Source organism: Natronobacterium texcoconense, assembly GCF_900104065.1.
GTDB lineage: Archaea > Halobacteriota > Halobacteria > Halobacteriales > Natrialbaceae > Natronobacterium > Natronobacterium texcoconense.
The window spans coordinates 18,342-33,764 of the sequence record NZ_FNLC01000005.1 but is presented as its reverse complement, the minus strand read 5'-3'; the positions used below and the strand labels follow the sequence as shown (position 1 = coordinate 33,764).

The 15,423-nt window shown below is 61.1% G+C and carries 14 protein-coding genes; 8 read left to right on the top strand and 6 right to left on the bottom strand.

Features of this window, described 5'->3' with window-relative positions; translation table 11 throughout:
• The first annotated feature begins 44 nt into the window (after positions 1-44).
• Together flaJ and BLR35_RS20825 are read left to right on the top strand one after the other, a co-directional pair.
• On the top strand, positions 45-1,787 hold the full coding sequence (flaJ, locus tag BLR35_RS17390; protein WP_090384857.1) for an archaellar assembly protein FlaJ: 1,743 nt from the start codon (positions 45-47) through the stop codon (positions 1,785-1,787).
• Between the two features lie 46 nt (positions 1,788-1,833).
• Positions 1,834-1,971: a hypothetical protein gene (locus BLR35_RS20825; RefSeq protein ID WP_170831070.1), complete on the top strand. Its 138-nt coding sequence runs from the start codon at positions 1,834-1,836 to the stop codon at positions 1,969-1,971.
• 45 nt (positions 1,972-2,016) lie between these two features.
• Here the strand turns inward: BLR35_RS20825 and BLR35_RS17385 are convergent, their stop codons facing one another.
• Positions 2,017-2,655: a DUF7500 family protein gene (locus BLR35_RS17385; protein ID WP_090385296.1), complete on the bottom strand. Its 639-nt coding sequence runs from the start codon at positions 2,653-2,655 to the stop codon at positions 2,017-2,019.
• A gap of 429 nt (positions 2,656-3,084) precedes the next feature.
• Between BLR35_RS17385 and BLR35_RS17380 the strand changes: the two genes are divergently transcribed.
• The 4 genes from BLR35_RS17380 (at position 3,085) to BLR35_RS17365 (ending at position 8,244) form a co-directional block, all read left to right on the top strand.
• Complete coding sequence (locus BLR35_RS17380) at positions 3,085-4,833, top strand: FlaD/FlaE family flagellar protein (protein WP_244510272.1); 1,749 nt, start codon at positions 3,085-3,087, stop codon at positions 4,831-4,833.
• Positions 4,826-5,584, top strand: a complete 759-nt coding sequence (locus BLR35_RS17375) for an archaellum protein ArlH (protein ID WP_090384852.1) — start codon at positions 4,826-4,828, stop codon at positions 5,582-5,584. The genes BLR35_RS17380 and BLR35_RS17375 overlap by 8 nt, the downstream gene beginning before the upstream one ends.
• Positions 5,585-5,599: 15 nt before the next feature.
• The gene (locus BLR35_RS17370) at positions 5,600-7,273 is read left to right on the top strand and encodes a type II/IV secretion system ATPase subunit (protein WP_090384849.1); all 1,674 of its coding nucleotides are present in this window, start codon (positions 5,600-5,602) and stop codon (positions 7,271-7,273) included.
• A gap of 98 nt (positions 7,274-7,371) precedes the next feature.
• Complete coding sequence (locus tag BLR35_RS17365; protein ID WP_090384846.1) at positions 7,372-8,244, top strand: CheF family chemotaxis protein; 873 nt, start codon at positions 7,372-7,374, stop codon at positions 8,242-8,244.
• Positions 8,245-8,247: 3 nt separating this feature from the next.
• Here BLR35_RS17365 and BLR35_RS17360 read toward each other — a convergent pair whose 3' ends face one another.
• The 5 genes from BLR35_RS17360 to BLR35_RS17340 all read right to left on the bottom strand — a co-directional run bounded on the left by BLR35_RS17360 (position 8,248) and on the right by BLR35_RS17340 (position 13,317).
• On the bottom strand, positions 8,248-9,462 hold the full coding sequence (locus tag BLR35_RS17360; protein WP_090384843.1) for a chemotaxis protein CheC: 1,215 nt from the start codon (positions 9,460-9,462) through the stop codon (positions 8,248-8,250).
• Positions 9,463-9,468: 6 nt separating this feature from the next.
• Entirely contained in the window at positions 9,469-9,822 is a 354-nt protein-coding gene (cheY, locus tag BLR35_RS17355; RefSeq protein WP_090384840.1) for a chemotaxis protein CheY, read from the bottom strand.
• Between the two features lie 162 nt (positions 9,823-9,984).
• A complete protein-coding gene (gene cheA / locus BLR35_RS17350) occupies positions 9,985-11,916 on the bottom strand; it encodes a chemotaxis protein CheA (protein ID WP_170831069.1) in 1,932 nt (643 codons plus the stop codon).
• On the bottom strand, positions 11,913-12,977 hold the full coding sequence (gene cheB, locus BLR35_RS17345; protein ID WP_090384835.1) for a chemotaxis-specific protein-glutamate methyltransferase CheB: 1,065 nt from the start codon (positions 12,975-12,977) through the stop codon (positions 11,913-11,915). Before cheB ends, cheA begins: the two co-directional genes overlap by 4 nt.
• Before the next feature lie 145 nt (positions 12,978-13,122).
• Positions 13,123-13,317 carry a hypothetical protein gene (locus BLR35_RS17340; protein ID WP_090384833.1) on the bottom strand — a complete coding sequence of 65 codons (195 nt, stop codon included), beginning with the start codon at positions 13,315-13,317 and terminating at the stop codon, positions 13,123-13,125.
• A gap of 172 nt (positions 13,318-13,489) precedes the next feature.
• On the opposite strand from BLR35_RS17340, the gene BLR35_RS17335 reads away from it, so the two are divergent.
• Positions 13,490-14,278, top strand: a complete 789-nt coding sequence (locus BLR35_RS17335; protein WP_090384831.1) for a ParA family protein — start codon at positions 13,490-13,492, stop codon at positions 14,276-14,278.
• On the top strand, positions 14,275-15,396 hold the full coding sequence (locus BLR35_RS17330) for a chemotaxis protein CheW (protein ID WP_090384828.1): 1,122 nt from the start codon (positions 14,275-14,277) through the stop codon (positions 15,394-15,396). Before BLR35_RS17335 ends, BLR35_RS17330 begins: the two co-directional genes overlap by 4 nt.
• Positions 15,397-15,423 lie beyond the last annotated feature (27 nt).

Below are 15,423 nucleotides of genomic sequence, written 5' to 3'. Positions count from 1 at the left end.
TTTCGCCGTGCTGATATCGCCCGGCGGCGCCGGGAAAACCGAAAATGAGTATTGCTGAAAACGCTTCGTTGGCAGCCAACCTGAGCAAATCCATCATTCAGTCGTACGACGAGATGGAACTGCCGACGAAGATATACGTCCCCTTCGTCCTCGGTCCTGCGTTTCTGATCCTTCTCGGGACGGTCGTCGCTGCGATCGTCCTCGACGCGTTTCTACTGGTCAGGCTGCTGATCCCCGTCTTTGGCCTGCTGATCTTCGCATCGGCGCTGGGCTATCCGCGCCTGGCCGTCGACAGTCGCCGGATCGAGATGGAGAATCGATTCCATCTGTTCGTGATCCACATGACGATCCTGTCGACGACGAACATCGACCGGATGGAGGTCCTCCGGAAACTCGCGGCCGAAGAGGAGTACGGCGAACTCGCACGGGAGTTCCAGCGAGTCGTCGACCTGGTCGACATCTGGCACATGAGCCTCGGCGAGGCCTGTCGGCGGCGAGCGTCGGAGGTACCGAGCGAATCCGTCTCCGACCTCCTCGAGCGGATGGCGTACACGCTCGGTGCCGGTCAGGGGCTCGACGACTTCCTGCTCCAGGAGCAGGAAGTGCTGATCGACAAGTACTCGACTGCCTACAGACAGTCGCTCAGCAACCTGGACGTCCTGAAAGACCTGTATCTCGCGATGATTATTTCGATGACGTTCGCGCTCGTGTTCGCGGTCGTGCTCCCCTTGCTGACGGGGAACGATCCGACCCTGACCGTCGCGCTCGTCATCGTCCTGTTCCTGTTCGTCCAGCTCGGGTTTACGTTCGTTATCAAGGCAATCGTTCCGGACGACCCGATCTGGTATCTCGAGGACGGGTACCGGACGTTCCGGAAGAAGCTGTTGCTCATTTCGACGGTCGTCGGAGTCGCACTGAGCATGATCTTCATCGTCGTCATGACGCTGATCTTCTTCGAACTGATTCCCGGCTCGGAGCACGTTCCGATCAGGGCGATTCCGCTGTTGATGTACATGCCGATCGCGACGTCACCACTCCTGATCCCCGGATTCGTGTTCTGGTATCACGAGCGGCAGGTGTTCAATCGGGACCGGGAGTTCCCCAACTTCATCCGTGCGCTGGGGGCAAGTGAGAGTGCAAAACAGTCGACGACGACCGAGGTGCTGTCGTCGCTCAGAAAGAAGGACTTCGGGCCGCTGACGGATTCGATCGACGATCTCTACCGGCGGCTCAACATGCGATTGAGCACGGAGGAGTCCTGGCGGTACTTCACCGGCGACGTGGGGTCGTTCCTGATCCAGAAGTTCAGCGAGATGTACCTGGTCGGGCGGGACATGGGTGGCAGCCCGAAGAAACTCGGCGAACTCATCAGTAAGAACATGAGCGAGATCGTCAACTTGCGCGAGGAGCGCAAGCAACAGACGACCACGCTCATCGGTGTCATTTACGGGATCACCGCCGCGTCGTCGTTCGCGTTCTTCATCGGCCTCGAGCTGGCGATTATGATGTCCGGGTTCGACATCGCGACCCAGGGCGCGGCAGAGGTGGGGCCGAACGTCGGTGCCCAGCTGATTCACACCGAGCAGTACGACATCCTCATGCTCCGGTATCTGATCATCCTCGTGTTGATCTTCAACGCGTTCATCTCGTCGATGGTGATTCGCGTGTCGGACGGCGGTCACTTCGGCAACTCCTACATCCACTTCACGGCGTTGCTCTGGCTGGGAGCGATCACCGGCGCGATCACGCAACGGCTGATCGACGCACTCATCGTGGTCGACCTGTAGACGGCCGAAAGATCATTTATCCCCCACTGTCGATTCACTAGCAACGATGACTCTCGACCTCGCCTCTCAGCGACTGGATCGTGGAATCGAATCCGTACACGCTGCCGTCCTCCTGTTCAGTTTCACGATCGTGTTGACGATGTTTATGGCCGGAGTTATCTTCCTCAACGGGACCGGTCACTGATCGTCCACGGCCGACGAAAAACGGTGAGTAGACGCTGACAGACGACTATTCGAGTTCCTCGAGGAGGTTGCCGATCGTGTCGGTTTCGTCGAGGTCGTGTTTTCTGAGGGCAGCCTGTAGCTGGGGAGTGGTCAGTTCCGTGTCGAAGTCGGACTTCGCGAACAGCAGCGACACCGCCCGGTCAGTTCGCGTGTTTCGAGCGACGTTCCGGGCGAACCAGAACACGAGGCTGTTGAACGTATCGAGGACGTCGTTCGACGTCATCCGGTGGCGGACGGTGTCGTCGCCGAATCGGGAGACGATGTCGAGCGCGTAGCGAGTGTCCGCTCGCTCGAGTTCGTCGGCCAGAAGCGACCGTGCAGCCTCGGGGCTCTGGACCGGCTGGCTCGAGTTAGCGGCGGGCTGGTCGGCTCTCCCCGGTCGTTCGGGTCGGGTGTCGCGGGCCTCCGACTGGCGTGCAGGAAGCGCGTCGTTTCCTTTTCCCGGGACGTTCGGCGGTGTGCGATCCGCCGATACCACGTATCGTCCCTCCGAAATTTCGTCGACGTACGGGCTTTCGGAGATGTCGAGGTCTTCCGGAGAGAGTACGCCCCCGGCGTCGGATGCCGTCTGCTGTTCGTTCGGAAGGACCGGCGGCACGTCCGCGTTCTCTTTCGGGGAGCCCCCTTCGTTAGTATCTGTCATGTCCACTCCGATGTACCCCCGTTCGAGCCCAACGGAAAAGAAACCTTTGCTCATCTGACTTACCCTCCGTTCGACAGAAGTTGAGTCCGGGACGGCGGTGCTACTCGGGTGGGGTGAAACAGCCATAATTACTTAATACATCGACACTCAAGAGGTTCACAGATGGCTACTCGTCGCAGTCCCGGTCGAACGAACGAGCATCTCGGGCGCACACGTAATCGCCGCGAGGGACTGCGAAGTGGATCGAGCTACCTAGGGTGATACGGCATGTTACTATCCATAATCGGGAACATACTCGGAGGCAACGACGGTGGCAGTTCCGGGAATAGCGGCGATGATCTAATGGGGGGAAACTCCTCCGGGGCCGGCAGCACGAGCGATCAGGGGCTGATGCCCAATGCTGGTTCGTCTGGCGGTTCCGGAGGAGGCATGGAAATGGACGGTGGTGACGACTTCCTCGACGACGACGGCGGATTCGGTGACGGCGGTGGCGGTGACGACTTCCTCGATGACGACGGCGGATTCGGCGACGGCGCCAGCGACGACGACATGTCCTTCGGCGGGATGGACGACGGCGGCGGCGGCGGCGCCTCGAGCGAACTCGAGAACCGCATCGATGAGATGGAAAACGACGTCGGCTCGCTGTCTTCGACGGTCAACACCGTCCAGAGCGAGAACGAGAAGATCAGCGACTCCCTCGAGGAGATCGAAGAGGACATCCGAAAGCTGCTCGAGGTCTACGAGATGGTGACCCAGGGGGTCAACCCGTTCGTCGAGGGCGACTCGATGAGCGAGATGATGGGCGGTGGCGGCCCCGGTGGTGGCGGCGGTGGCTTCGGCGGCGAGAGCCTCTTCGACAGCGGTGAGGGCGAAGAGGACGCCGACGAGATGGGCGACGACGTCGCGAACGCCGAAGCCGAGGAGTTCCTCGACGAGAGCGTCATCGACGACGAGGACGAGTTCGGGGATCTGGACAACGACTTCGGTGACGACGGCCTCGACGACGACGCCGAGTCGGGCGGAGCGGACGAAGACCTCTCGTTCGACGACCTGAAATCCGAGTACGACGAGGATGACGGCTTCGAGGACGGTGCCGACGACGGCCTCGGCGACGATCCGGTCGTCGACGATGGACTCGAGGACGATGGACTCGAGGACGAACTCGGCATGGCGGACGACGAGCCCGCCGACCTGGGTGCCGACGACGATCTAGGTGCCGAGATCGGCGACGCAGAACCCGCAGACTCGGCCAGTGCCGCCGAGGATGAAGACGTCCCGTGGGACGACGGCGGACGGCCGTATCTCGAGGAGATTCCCTCCGAGTACGATACGGAGTACGTCGTGATGGACTGGCTGGAGTACCTCGTCGAGAAAGCCGGTCTCGACGGTGCGGCACGGACGATCCGGTTTTACGAGACGATCGGCTGGATCGGCCAGCCGGTCGACGACTGTCTGCAGACGATGCTCAACGGGTTCGACGGCGGACCCAACATCGAGGATCCCGAGCCACGATCGTCGCTCGGGGTCGATCACAAGCGCAGCCTCTGGCGGATCAGCCAGATCTCGACGCCCGCCAGGAAGCGCCGCTCGTTCGACGAGTGGCTGGAAGAAGAGGGAATTTCGACCCGGAAAACGATCGAGATCCAGGGAACGGGCGAGTCCGACGAGTCCGAAACGGAGGACGCCGACGAAACGGCCGAATCGGACGACGCGCCGACGGCGGACGAGGCGTCCGCTTCGGACGACCTCGGGTCGGATACCGAACTGACCTTCACCGAAACGATCGCTGACGGGCCGGACGACGACCACGAGTCGGACGTCGACGACTCCTCGGGGTCCGACGACGACTCCGACAACGCCGTCAACGTCGCCGTCACGGGCGCCGAGACCGAAACTGAGACCGAAACCGAGGGCGGCGACTCCGGCTACGGGCAGATCGCCCACGAGGAGTGGATCGTCGACGACGACGTCGACTCCGACCGGGAGATGGTCTGGGTGGACTCGGACGTTATGGAGACCGAGTCCGGGACCAAACTCCACGAGGGTTACTACGGCTACGCCAATCACGACGACTACGCAAAGCCGATCCTCGTGCCGGACGAACAGACCGATCTGGAACCGTGGCAGATCGAATTTATCAACTCGGTCCTGATTTCCGACGAGGGAGACTATGAGTAGTCGAACCAATATCTTCTCGCTCGGACTGGACAACCGGGACCGCCTGAACAAGGAACTCGGTGGCGGCATCCCGACCGGGAGTATCGTCCTGATGGAAGGTGACTACGGTGCCGGAAAGAGTGCGATCTCACAGCGGTTCGCGTACGGACTGTGTGAGACCGACCGGTCCGTTACCTTCCTCTCGACCGAACTCGAGGTCAAAGGGTTCGTCGAACAGATGGACTCGCTCGACTACAACGTCGAGGAACACCTGCTGTTCGAGAACATGCTGTTCCTTCACGGCGACCTCGACAGCGGTGGCGTCTTCTCTTCCGACGAGGAAGAGCAGAACCGCCAGGACCTCCTGACGGATCTGATGGAGGAAGATACGATCTGGTCGGCGGACGTCATCATCATCGATACGTTCGACGCAATCTTGCGAAACGATCCGAAGTTCGAGGCGCTGGTCCGTGACAACGAAGAGCGGCAGGCGGCCCTCGAGATCATCTCGTTCTTCCGAGACATCATCTCGCAGGGGAAGGTCATCATCCTGACGGTCGACCCCTCGACGGTCGGCGAGGAAGCGATCGGTCCGTTCCGGTCGATCGCCGACGTCTTCATCAAACTGGAGATGATCGAGGTCGGTAACGACATCCGTCGCCAGCTGTTCATCAAGCGGTTTGCGGGTATGGGCGAACAAGTCGGCGACCGGATCGGTTTCTCCGTCCGGTCGGGTACAGGTACAGTTATCGAGAACCGGAGTGTTGCGTAACGCAGTGACCGCCATATGACGGAAATGGGGACGCCCAAGCCGTCGGACGAGCTTCAGGAGCACGCAGCACGGCGGCCACACCTCCGCGAACATCTAAAGAAGTTCAGACAGATTACGGGAGAGTTCCCGCTCCTGATCGACGAACCGACGGCCGAACACGAGGTAGACCATCCGAACGTCCTGTATCCTGTCGGTGGGCCGATCTACAGTCACGTCTACGGCGACGTCGGGACGAAGATGCAGTACTTCGCGATCGAACCGACGCTCTCGGAGGAAGAACAGGAAGTCTTCGAGAAGATCAAAGACTCGCTGTTACGCCGCAGTACGACGAAAGAGGCCCCCGAGAAGGACGTCGAGTACGACGACCGAATCGAGGAACTGCTCAACGAGACGACCCACATCAAAGACGAGGAACTCGATAACATCATCGAGGAGCTAAAGGTCAGGTTCCATCCGGGAATCCAGGAGATTCCCCAGGAGACCTACGAGAACATCCGGTACCGACTGAACCGGGACATCGTCGGTCTGGGTCCGCTCGAGCCGGTCATGCGCGACCCGGAGAACGAGGACATTCACGTGATCGGCCCCAACGAGTGTTACGTCGATCACGGCGTGTTCGGGATGGTCGAGACGTCGGTCGACTTCGGGACGCCTGAGAACTTCGATCGCTGGCTGAACAACATGGGTGAGCGGATCGGCAACCCGATGACCGACGCGAACCCGATCATCGACTCGACGCTGCCCGATGGCTCGCGTCTGAACGTGATCTACAGCGACGACGTGAGCGTGAAAGGGCCCAGCCTCACCATCCGTCAGGGCGACGAGGTGCCGCTGACGGTCACCCAGATTACCAACTGGGGGACGCTGTCGCCCGAACTCGCGGCCTACCTCTGGCTGTGTCTCGAGAACGAGCGAACGGTGTTCGTCGTCGGGGAGACGGCGTCCGGGAAGACGACGACGCTGAACTCCATCATGTCGTTCATCCCCCGCGACTCGAAGATTTACACCGCAGAGGACACTGCTGAGGTCCTGCCACCACACGACACCTGGCAGCAGTTGTTGACTCGAGAGAGTCGCGACGAGGACAGTACGGACGTGAGTATGTTCAATCTCGTCGAGGCAGCACTGCGTTCCCGTCCCGAGTACATCATCGTGGGTGAGGTTCGTGGTGAAGAGGGTCGGATGGCGTTCCAGGCAGCCCAGACTGGTCACCCGGTCATGCTGACCTTCCACGCGAGCGACATCGTCTCGATGATCCAGCGATTTACCGGGGACCCGATCAACGTCCCGGAGACGTTCATGGACAACGCCGACGTCGCACTGTTCCAGAACCGCGTCAAGCAGGGTGACAACGTCCTGCGACGGGTCACGAGCGTTCAGGAGATCGAAGGCTACTCCGAGGAGATGGACGGGGTCGTCACCCGGCAGGTGTTCTACTGGGACCCCGTCGAGGACGAGATCGTCTTCCAGGGGATGAACAACTCCTACGTGCTCGAGGAACAGATCGCGACACTGCTCGGGTACGCCGACACCCGCGACATCTACGACGACCTGCAGTTCCGGGCCGACATCATCGAGCGGATGATTCAGGAGAACATCCTCGAGTATCACGAGGTGAACTCGACGCTCGATGCGTTCCAGCGTGACGGCGTCGAGGGACTGCCGTTCCACGTCTCCCGGCCGGACTGACGGTACCGCGTCTTCCGTTCGTATATCGACGGTGATGGGTCAATAGAAACGAATATTATGGAGAAACGACTACGGTACGACATTCGGTTCGACTCATCATGAACGAGGACATCGTCGCCGACATCACCGGCCGTTTCTTTCTGAACCGGAGTGACGACGACCGGCCGGTCAAAGGCCGGATTATTCTGACGAAGCGACGGTTCGTCTTCGCGTCCTCGAACGAAAAGGAGACCATAGCGCTCTCGAAGATCATCGACATCAACGTCGGGAGCGTTCCGAACCACGTCAAGCAGTTTTTCGACGATACGGTGACGGTCGCGTACAAGGCCGACGGCAGTACGCAGACGGCGATCATCGAGAGCAAGGGTGAAACCGTCGAGAAACTCGTCGCGATCCTGTTTCGCTGTCTGCTCAACGGGAAGAAGGCGGCGATTCAGCATCCGAAACGGGTCGGCGGCCGCGTGAAGAACACGTCCATCGCCATCGGCGAACTGCGGCTCAAGAACCAGCAGGTCGCGGTCAGGACCAAGAGCCAGAGCGTCAGTTTCGACGTCGCGAACGTCATGCAGATCGATCGTGCGAACAAGATCGGCGACGACGACCGAATTACACTCGTCGTGAAACACGTCGACAGCGACACCGGACAGACGACGACGACCCTGATCGCACCCGCGAAAGGCCAGCACGTGAACCTGCTCGCCAGGTATCTCCGCCTCGAGTTCGACGAGTTACGCGAGGAGATCGAGGAGATTCAGCTGTCGAATCCCGAAAAGCGACTGCTGGTCAGCATTCACGCGACCGACGGCGACATCGACTTCACGAACATGCTCGACGGCGACGCGGCGTACGTGACGAACGTGTTGAACTCGGTCCAGCGAAAACAACTGGTCGTCGAGAACGGGACCGACCTATCGCTGACGCCGCGTGGTCGAATCGTCGTAAGCGAACAGATCGAAGACGTAAACGCCTGAGAATTAGCCGAACAGGTCGTCCGGATCGACCCGCGTGTTCTCCGTGTTCTCGACCAGCAGATCATCGAGTGCCGCCTCGAGTTCGTCGCGATGTGGCAACGCGAGCATCTGACAGGTGAACACCTGGTCGGTGTTGGTCTCGATGCTCGAGTCCAGCAGGAACGCGTGGTCGTCCGGTCGGCCGATCTGGTCGGTGACCGTCCGCATCACGGAGGTCCCGGTGTCGGCGACGAAGTCCGGCGGCTGGTGTTTGATCTCGGCGTTCAACACGTTCGCCCAGCCGTCGACGAACCCGCTCGTCATGATGTTCGACAGCTCCTTGAGCGCCTCCTGTTCCATCTCGCCCCACTGTTCGTCGGTCTCCATCGGGACGAGTGCGTCGACGACCGCGCGCCCGGAGGGATGATCGAACAGGATCACGAGATAGCCGCTGATCTTCCCTTCGTACTCCATGACCGTACCGACGTACCGCTTCGTACCGACCTCCTTGGGGATGTCCTCGATCGGAACGAGCGTCAGCCGACTGATGTTGACGTTCGTCTCGATGCTCGTCATCGAGGTGATGTTCGTGGCGGCTTTCTGGGCACCCTCCTTGCTCATATCGGTGAAGATCTCGAGTTTCTCGAAGGAGATGCCGTCCTCGGTCTGTGGCTCGAGCGTCCGCTCGAGGGAGTGTGAGTCGGGGATTAGCAGGATACGGAAGTCGACGGCTTCGTTGGCGTCGGTTCCTTCCTCGACCTCGACGCGGCTCCGGAACACGAACAGGTGGCTGTCGACTTCGGACACGGACGTCGGGAGCACGTCGGTCCCCTGCCCCTGGATGTACGTCGGTGGGGAGCTCTTGATCGTCGCGTTCAGGTAGTTCGCCCAGCCGTCGACGAACCCGCTGGTCATGATGTTGCCGACTTCTTTGATGCTGCTCTTTTTCTTCTCGGGGTCGTCTGCCGGGACGAGCTTGTCGGTGATCGCCTCTCGCCCCTCTTCGTCGAACGCGAGCGCGACCTGGCCGGAGATTTCGCCGGTCAGGTCGATGCTGACGCCGGCGAACTCTTTGGCGAAGAACTCGTTCTCGAGGTCCGACGGGGACATCAGCGAAACGTTCGTCACCTGGACGTTCGTGCCGATGCCAGTCAGCTGTGAGAGGGAGTCGGCCGCGGATCGTGCACCGTCGTGGGCGAGTTCCTGGTACGTCTCGAGCTCCCGAATGTCGATCTCCATGGCAGATTACCCGGTGATGCTGTTGAGCTCTTCGAGAACGCTCTCTTTCTGGAACGGTTTCGTGATGTACCCCTCGGCACCGGCCTCGATGGAGTCTTTCATCTGCTCGGCCTGCTCGACGCTGGTACACATGACGACCGTCGCGCTCGGATCCATGTCAGTGATCTCGTCGGTCGCCTCGATCCCGTCTTTGATCGGCATCACGATATCCATGAAGACGATGTCCGGCTCTTCCTGCTGGTAGAGTTCGACTGCTTCGACGCCGTTTTCGGCCTCGCCAACGACGTTGTGGTTCTCCTCGAGGATTTCGCGAAGAAGATCCCGCATGAAACCGGAATCGTCTGTGATCAACACGTCCATGGGCGAGTCAATACACCCAGATGACTTAATTATGTTGACCGAATTGGCGGTCGTTGCACGGGAAACGAAGGGACGGAACCGTGGTCACAGAATTCGAGGAAAAGAACCTATTCTGAAACTTCCAGAGCGTGGAAAAAATGGATCCGGCTCGACGGAACAGACTCAGAGCGTCTCGACGTCGAGGATCATCACGACCTCGCCTTCTCCGAGGACCGACGCGCCACTGATCCCTGGCGTTCCGCTGAGTACGCCCTCGAAGGGTTTGATGACGACTTCCTCCTGGCCGACGACGTCGGAACAGCGAAGACAGACCTGCCTGACGGAGTCTTTGATCCGAATGACCATGTCGTCGTCAGCGTGCTCGGTGTCGGGAACGTCCAGTCGGTCGCCAAGCGACAGCAGCGGGTAGACGCGGTCGTCGTGGGTCACCGTGGGCCGGCCCTCGACCGACTCGACGGTGACGTCGTCGAACTCGGAAATTTCGTCGATGTTCTTGATCGGGACGCCGTACTGTTCGTCGCCGACGGTGACGAACAGCACGCGGACGATGGCGACGCTGACGGGCAGCATGAGCGTGATCGAGGTGCCCTCGTCGGGTGCACTTTCGACGTTGATCGAGCCGTCGACGCCGCGGACGACCTGGTTGACGACGTCCATCCCGACGCCGCGGCCGCTGACCTCGGTGACTTCCTCGGTCGTCGAGAAGCCGGGGTGGAAGATGAGGTCGTACACCTCGGAGTCGTCGAGCACCGCCGCCTCCTCTTCGGTCTTGACCCCCTGATCGACCGCCTTCTGGCGGATCTCCTCGACGTCGAGGCCGCCGCCGTCGTCTTCGACGGTGATCGAGACGCGGTCGCGTTCGCGTTCGCCGATCAGTTTGATCGTCCCCTCGCGGGGTTTGCCTTTCTTCTCTCGCTCTTCGGGCGATTCGATACCGTGGTCGACCGCGTTCCGGATGAGGTGCATCAGCGGATCGCTCAGTTCGTTCAGGATCGAGCGATCCATCTCGATGTCGACCCCTTCCATCTGGAAGTCGATCTCCTTGCCCTGGTCACGGGAGATGTCGCGGACGACCCGCGGGAAGTTGCCGACGATCTTCTTCAGGGGGACGAGTCGAATCTCGAGGACGGTATCCTGGAGCCGCGAGGTAATCTTGCCGTGTTCCTCGAGTTCGTCTTCGGCCTCGACGAGGTCGTGTTCCTCGATGATCTTCCGGAGTTTGATCCGGCTGGTGACCATCTCCTCGACCTGGTTGTACAGCTGGTCGATCTGTTCGACGTCGACGCGGATCGACTCGACTTCCTGGGTGCTGTGGGACGAACCGGTATCGCCTCCCTCGTCGTCGTCCTCGGTGAGTTCGGCCGAGACTTCCTCGACGCTGACACCGCCGACGTACCGGTCGTCCTCGTAGAAGCCGCTGATGTCGGCGCTGCTGACGCTTCCGTCGCTCAGTAGGTAGGCGTCGAACTGGCCGTCGAACTCGTCGGACTCGATCGTCTCGTCGTCTGGGACGGTTCGGACGAGTTCGTACTCGTTTCGGGTCGAGTCGAGAACGAACATCGCATCGACGTGTGGTGCGTCCTCGTTGTCGATCGCGATAGAGGCCCGGTAGAGTTCCTGGTCGTCGTCCAGGTCGAGTTCCTCGGCCAGTTCGTCGACCGGCATCTCGCGGGAATCGACGCCACCGTCGTCGTCAGTTTCCAGAACCTCGGCGTCCTCACCTTCCTCGATCGACGACCGAATCTTCGTGATCGTCGCCTCCGGGTTAGTATGGGTCTCCCCGTCGTCGGAAATCTCGTTTACCATCTGCTCGAGCAGGTCGACCCCGCTGAAGATGAGGTCCATCCGCTCGCCGGTGACCGCGAGTTCGCCGCCCCGGATACAGTCGAGCAGGTCCTCGATCGCGTGTGCCAGGTTGCTCGCCTTCGTATAGCCCATCACCCCGAAGTTACCCTTGAGGTTGTGTGCGACCCGGAACACCGTCTCGATGGCGTCGGAGCTCTCGGGGTCGTCCTCGAGTTCGAGCAGGGCGTCGTTGAGCTTCCGGATGTCCTCCTTGCTCTCCTGGACGAAGGTGGAAGTCGCGTCACTCATGACGACCACCCCTGGAAGGCGTTGACGACGCCTTCGGCGATCCGGTCCTCCGGCAGGACCATGTCGACGTCGACCTGTTCGGCAGCGACTTTGGGCATGCCGTAGACTCGAGAGGTCTCCTCGTCCTGAACGATCGCCTTGCCGCCGGCGGCCTTGATCTCGGCGAGCCCGTCGGCGCCGTCGGCTCCCATTCCGGTCATGATGACACCCGCGAGGTTGCCGGTGACTTTCTTCGCTGCAGTCTCCATCGTCACGTCGATAGCCGGCTTGACGTTGTGTCGTTTGGGGCCATCGTCGTGTTTGACGGAGAGTTTACCGTCCGAGAAACTCGAGACGGCGAGGTGGTAGCCGCCTTTCGCGAGGACGCCCTCGCCGGCACCGATCGTGTCACGACCGGACGCCTCTCGAATGTCGTAGTCGGTTCGTTTGTCGAGCCGTTCCGCGAAACGTTCCGTGTAATGGTCAGCCATGTGTTGGACTATGAGGATTCGTAACCCTGCTCTCTCGGGTAGTTCGGACAGGACCCGCTCGACGACGCGCGGGCCGCCGGTCGATGCACCGATGATGAGCGTCGGCTGGCGTGGAAACGCCTCCGCCGCGTCGACGTCGACCGTCGACAGTTCGTCACGCGTCGGTCGGGCGTCGCCGGCATCGGTACTGCCGGAAACGTCGGCCTTTGCGACCGCACGAACCTGTTCGACGATCTCGTCCTGTTTCGACCAGATCGGCACCGAGTTGTCGCCGCTCGGCTTCGCGATGAAGTCGACTGCACCGGCCTCGAGCGCCTCGAAGGTCGCCTCCGCGTTTTTCGTCGTCTGCGAACTGATGACCAGCATCGGCGTCGGCCGCTCGGCCATCACCTGCTCGATCACCTCGTGGCCCGTGAGACCGGGCATCTGGATGTCGACCGTCGCGACGTCCGGTTCGAGGTCCGTGATCATCTCGACGGCCTCGGTGCCGTTTTTGGCGCGGCCGACGACGTCGAGTCCGCCGTCCTCGAGAATCTTCCCGAGGGTTTCCCGCATAACTGCGGAGTCGTCTGCGATAACGGCTCGGACCATCAGTGACAATCGAGGTACTCGTCGGTCGACTGCTGCACCGTACCGGTCTCGAAGCCGGGGTCGAAGCCGGATACGAGTACGGAAACGGGTGTGACGGTGGATGTCGGCTGGCCCTGCCGCGTCGAACGTGGAGAGAAGATAGTACTCATAGCTGGGTCCCGTCTACTGGCAGCTGAGTAGAGCCATCGACGCACCCCTCCGATAGGGTCGTGGAGCCGGCGTCGGCGCCGCTCCAGCCGGTTTTTGTGTCCAGATCACTGCAACCGTCGGCGTCGAAGAACCCGACCGCCGACGGAGTCGTCGCGTCGGCGTCGTCAACGGACGATACGTTCACTGCCATGGGACTGAATTGCGATGTTCGCTTGATAAAGAATTCGGCCGATTCGACTCCGTATCTGGAAATTAGCGGACAGTTGCAATCGTCGAATGGCGAGAAAAGTTACAGGTAGACGCTCTCGAGAGTGAGGTTGGCCGTGTGAGTTATGTGGGCAGAGTTGAAACGACCCAGGAGAATGGCGGAACCCGCTCGGCTATGTGTGACAAATCAGAAGGGAGGTGTCGGGAAGACGACCGTTGCGATCAACCTCGCCGGGGCCTTTAACGACCGCGGGAAGGACGTCCTCTTCGTCGACATCGACCCACAGGGAAATGCGACGGAAGGACTCGGGCTTCTCGAAGCCTACGACGCCGAGCCGCCGACGCTGCTCGACGCTCTCGTCGACCCCGAGAACGTCTCGAAGGAGGAAATCGTCTACGAACATCCCGAGATGGACGTCGTCGCGAGCAACGTCGACCTAAACGCCGCCTCGTCGACGCTTCCGTCGGAGGAAAACGCCGAGATGCGTCTCGATCGGCTCCTGACGCAGCTCGAAGACGAGTACGACGTCGTCGTCGTCGACTGTCCGCCACACCTCGGAGTCATCACCGACAACGGACTGTGTGCGGCAGGGAACCTCGTCATCCCGGCACTCGCCGAACCGACGAGCAAACGATCGCTCGAGTTGCTGTTCGACTACATGGGCGCACTCGAGATGGATCACGACGTGACGATCGAACCGCGTGCACTCGTCGCGAACCGGATCGAGAACACGAACGCGGCCGCAGAGATGCTCGCGTGGTTCGACGACGCACTGCCGGAGACGCCGATCTACCGGGTCCGCAAGCGGGTCGCCTTCCAGCGTGCGTTTACGGACGGACACTCGGTCTTCGAGGCCGAGGAGGAAATCGACATGAGTGAAGTATTTGCTTCGATGGCAGCGAAACTCGACGAACAGCTGCTGACCGAGGAGGTGTCGGCATGACCGACGACAGAGCACGGCGCATCCGAGAGATGCGAAATCGTGGGAAGAGTACTGGTGAGTCCGAAGACGAGGCCGACGATAGCCCGGACGAGCCCGAGTCGGCGACCGACTCGAACGAGGAGTCGGAGCCGGAGCGTTCGGAATCCGAATCGGAGCCGGAGGCCGACGACGCCGGGAGCGACGAGGAGGCGTCGGAGGAAACGGACGAAGAGCCGACGGAAAGTAACGAGCCAGAATCCGAGGGTGAGACGGTCTCCTACGACGAAACCGAAGACGTCGACGGCGTCGAAGACACGACCTCCGACGAGACGACGACGGAGACCGACTCGACGTCCGACGACACAGACGAGACCGCCGATTCAACGCCATCGACCGCGAGTACGGACGAGGATTCCGGACCGGAAACGGAGGCAGAGCCGGTCGCCGAAAGCGACGAGTTCGACGGACTCGATCCCGCGCTCCGGGGAGCGATCGCAGGGACCAGCGTCGAGGGATCGATCGGCGACGACGAAGTCACCGTCGACGCCTCGGTCATCGGCGAGGGCGGCGGAACGTACGGCGACGCAGCGATCGGCCGCGGGAAAGAAGTCCTCGAGCGAGGCGACTCGCTGATCGCGTCGACGCACAACGAGGAAGACACGATCCAGATGCTCGAGTTCTACCTCGAGGACAGCCGGTATGCGATCGAGATCGATCGGATCAGCGCGATCGTCGAGATGAAAGACATCACGCGGTTCCCGCGTGGCCCCGAGGCGATCGACGGCGTCACCGACCTTCGCGGGGAGATCACGGGCGTGCTCGATCCGACGGCGCTGCTGGACGTCGAACGAAACGAACTCTCGGACGATCACTACATCGTCGTCATCGAACGCGCCGACGACAAACAGAAACTGGGTGTCCGCGTGAGCGACGTCTCCCAGGCCGTCACGTACCGCGAGTCCCAGATCGACGAGACGGCAGCGGCGATGGACGACAGCGTCGAGACCCATCACGAGTTCGTCGAGGGGATCATCAAGAAGACCAAAGACGACGGGACGACGCTCGTCACGTGGCTCGACATCGACGGCATCATCGAAAGCGTCTCGGCGGAGCGAACGGTGGCAAGCGTCGACGCGTAGCGACTCTTTTCGGCGACGACTCGATCC

Bases quoted from the DNA above. Each gene is read 5' to 3' on its own strand.
- flaJ (WP_090384857.1), top strand. From the start codon at position 45: ATGAGTATTGCTGAAAACGCTTCGTTGGCAGCCAACCTGAGCAAATCC.
- BLR35_RS20825 (WP_170831070.1), top strand. From the start codon at position 1,834: ATGACTCTCGACCTCGCCTCTCAGCGACTGGATCGTGGAATCGAATCC.
- BLR35_RS17385 (WP_090385296.1), bottom strand. From the start codon at position 2,655: ATGACAGATACTAACGAAGGGGGCTCCCCGAAAGAGAACGCGGACGTG.
- BLR35_RS17380 (WP_244510272.1), top strand. From the start codon at position 3,085: ATGGAAATGGACGGTGGTGACGACTTCCTCGACGACGACGGCGGATTC.
- BLR35_RS17375 (WP_090384852.1), top strand. From the start codon at position 4,826: ATGAGTAGTCGAACCAATATCTTCTCGCTCGGACTGGACAACCGGGAC.
- BLR35_RS17370 (WP_090384849.1), top strand. From the start codon at position 5,600: ATGACGGAAATGGGGACGCCCAAGCCGTCGGACGAGCTTCAGGAGCAC.
- BLR35_RS17365 (WP_090384846.1), top strand. From the start codon at position 7,372: ATGAACGAGGACATCGTCGCCGACATCACCGGCCGTTTCTTTCTGAAC.
- BLR35_RS17360 (WP_090384843.1), bottom strand. From the start codon at position 9,462: ATGGAGATCGACATTCGGGAGCTCGAGACGTACCAGGAACTCGCCCAC.
- cheY (WP_090384840.1), bottom strand. From the start codon at position 9,822: ATGGACGTGTTGATCACAGACGATTCCGGTTTCATGCGGGATCTTCTT.
- cheA (WP_170831069.1), bottom strand. From the start codon at position 11,916: ATGAGTGACGCGACTTCCACCTTCGTCCAGGAGAGCAAGGAGGACATC.
- cheB (WP_090384835.1), bottom strand. From the start codon at position 12,977: ATGGTCCGAGCCGTTATCGCAGACGACTCCGCAGTTATGCGGGAAACC.
- BLR35_RS17340 (WP_090384833.1), bottom strand. From the start codon at position 13,317: ATGGCAGTGAACGTATCGTCCGTTGACGACGCCGACGCGACGACTCCG.
- BLR35_RS17335 (WP_090384831.1), top strand. From the start codon at position 13,490: ATGGCGGAACCCGCTCGGCTATGTGTGACAAATCAGAAGGGAGGTGTC.
- BLR35_RS17330 (WP_090384828.1), top strand. From the start codon at position 14,275: ATGACCGACGACAGAGCACGGCGCATCCGAGAGATGCGAAATCGTGGG.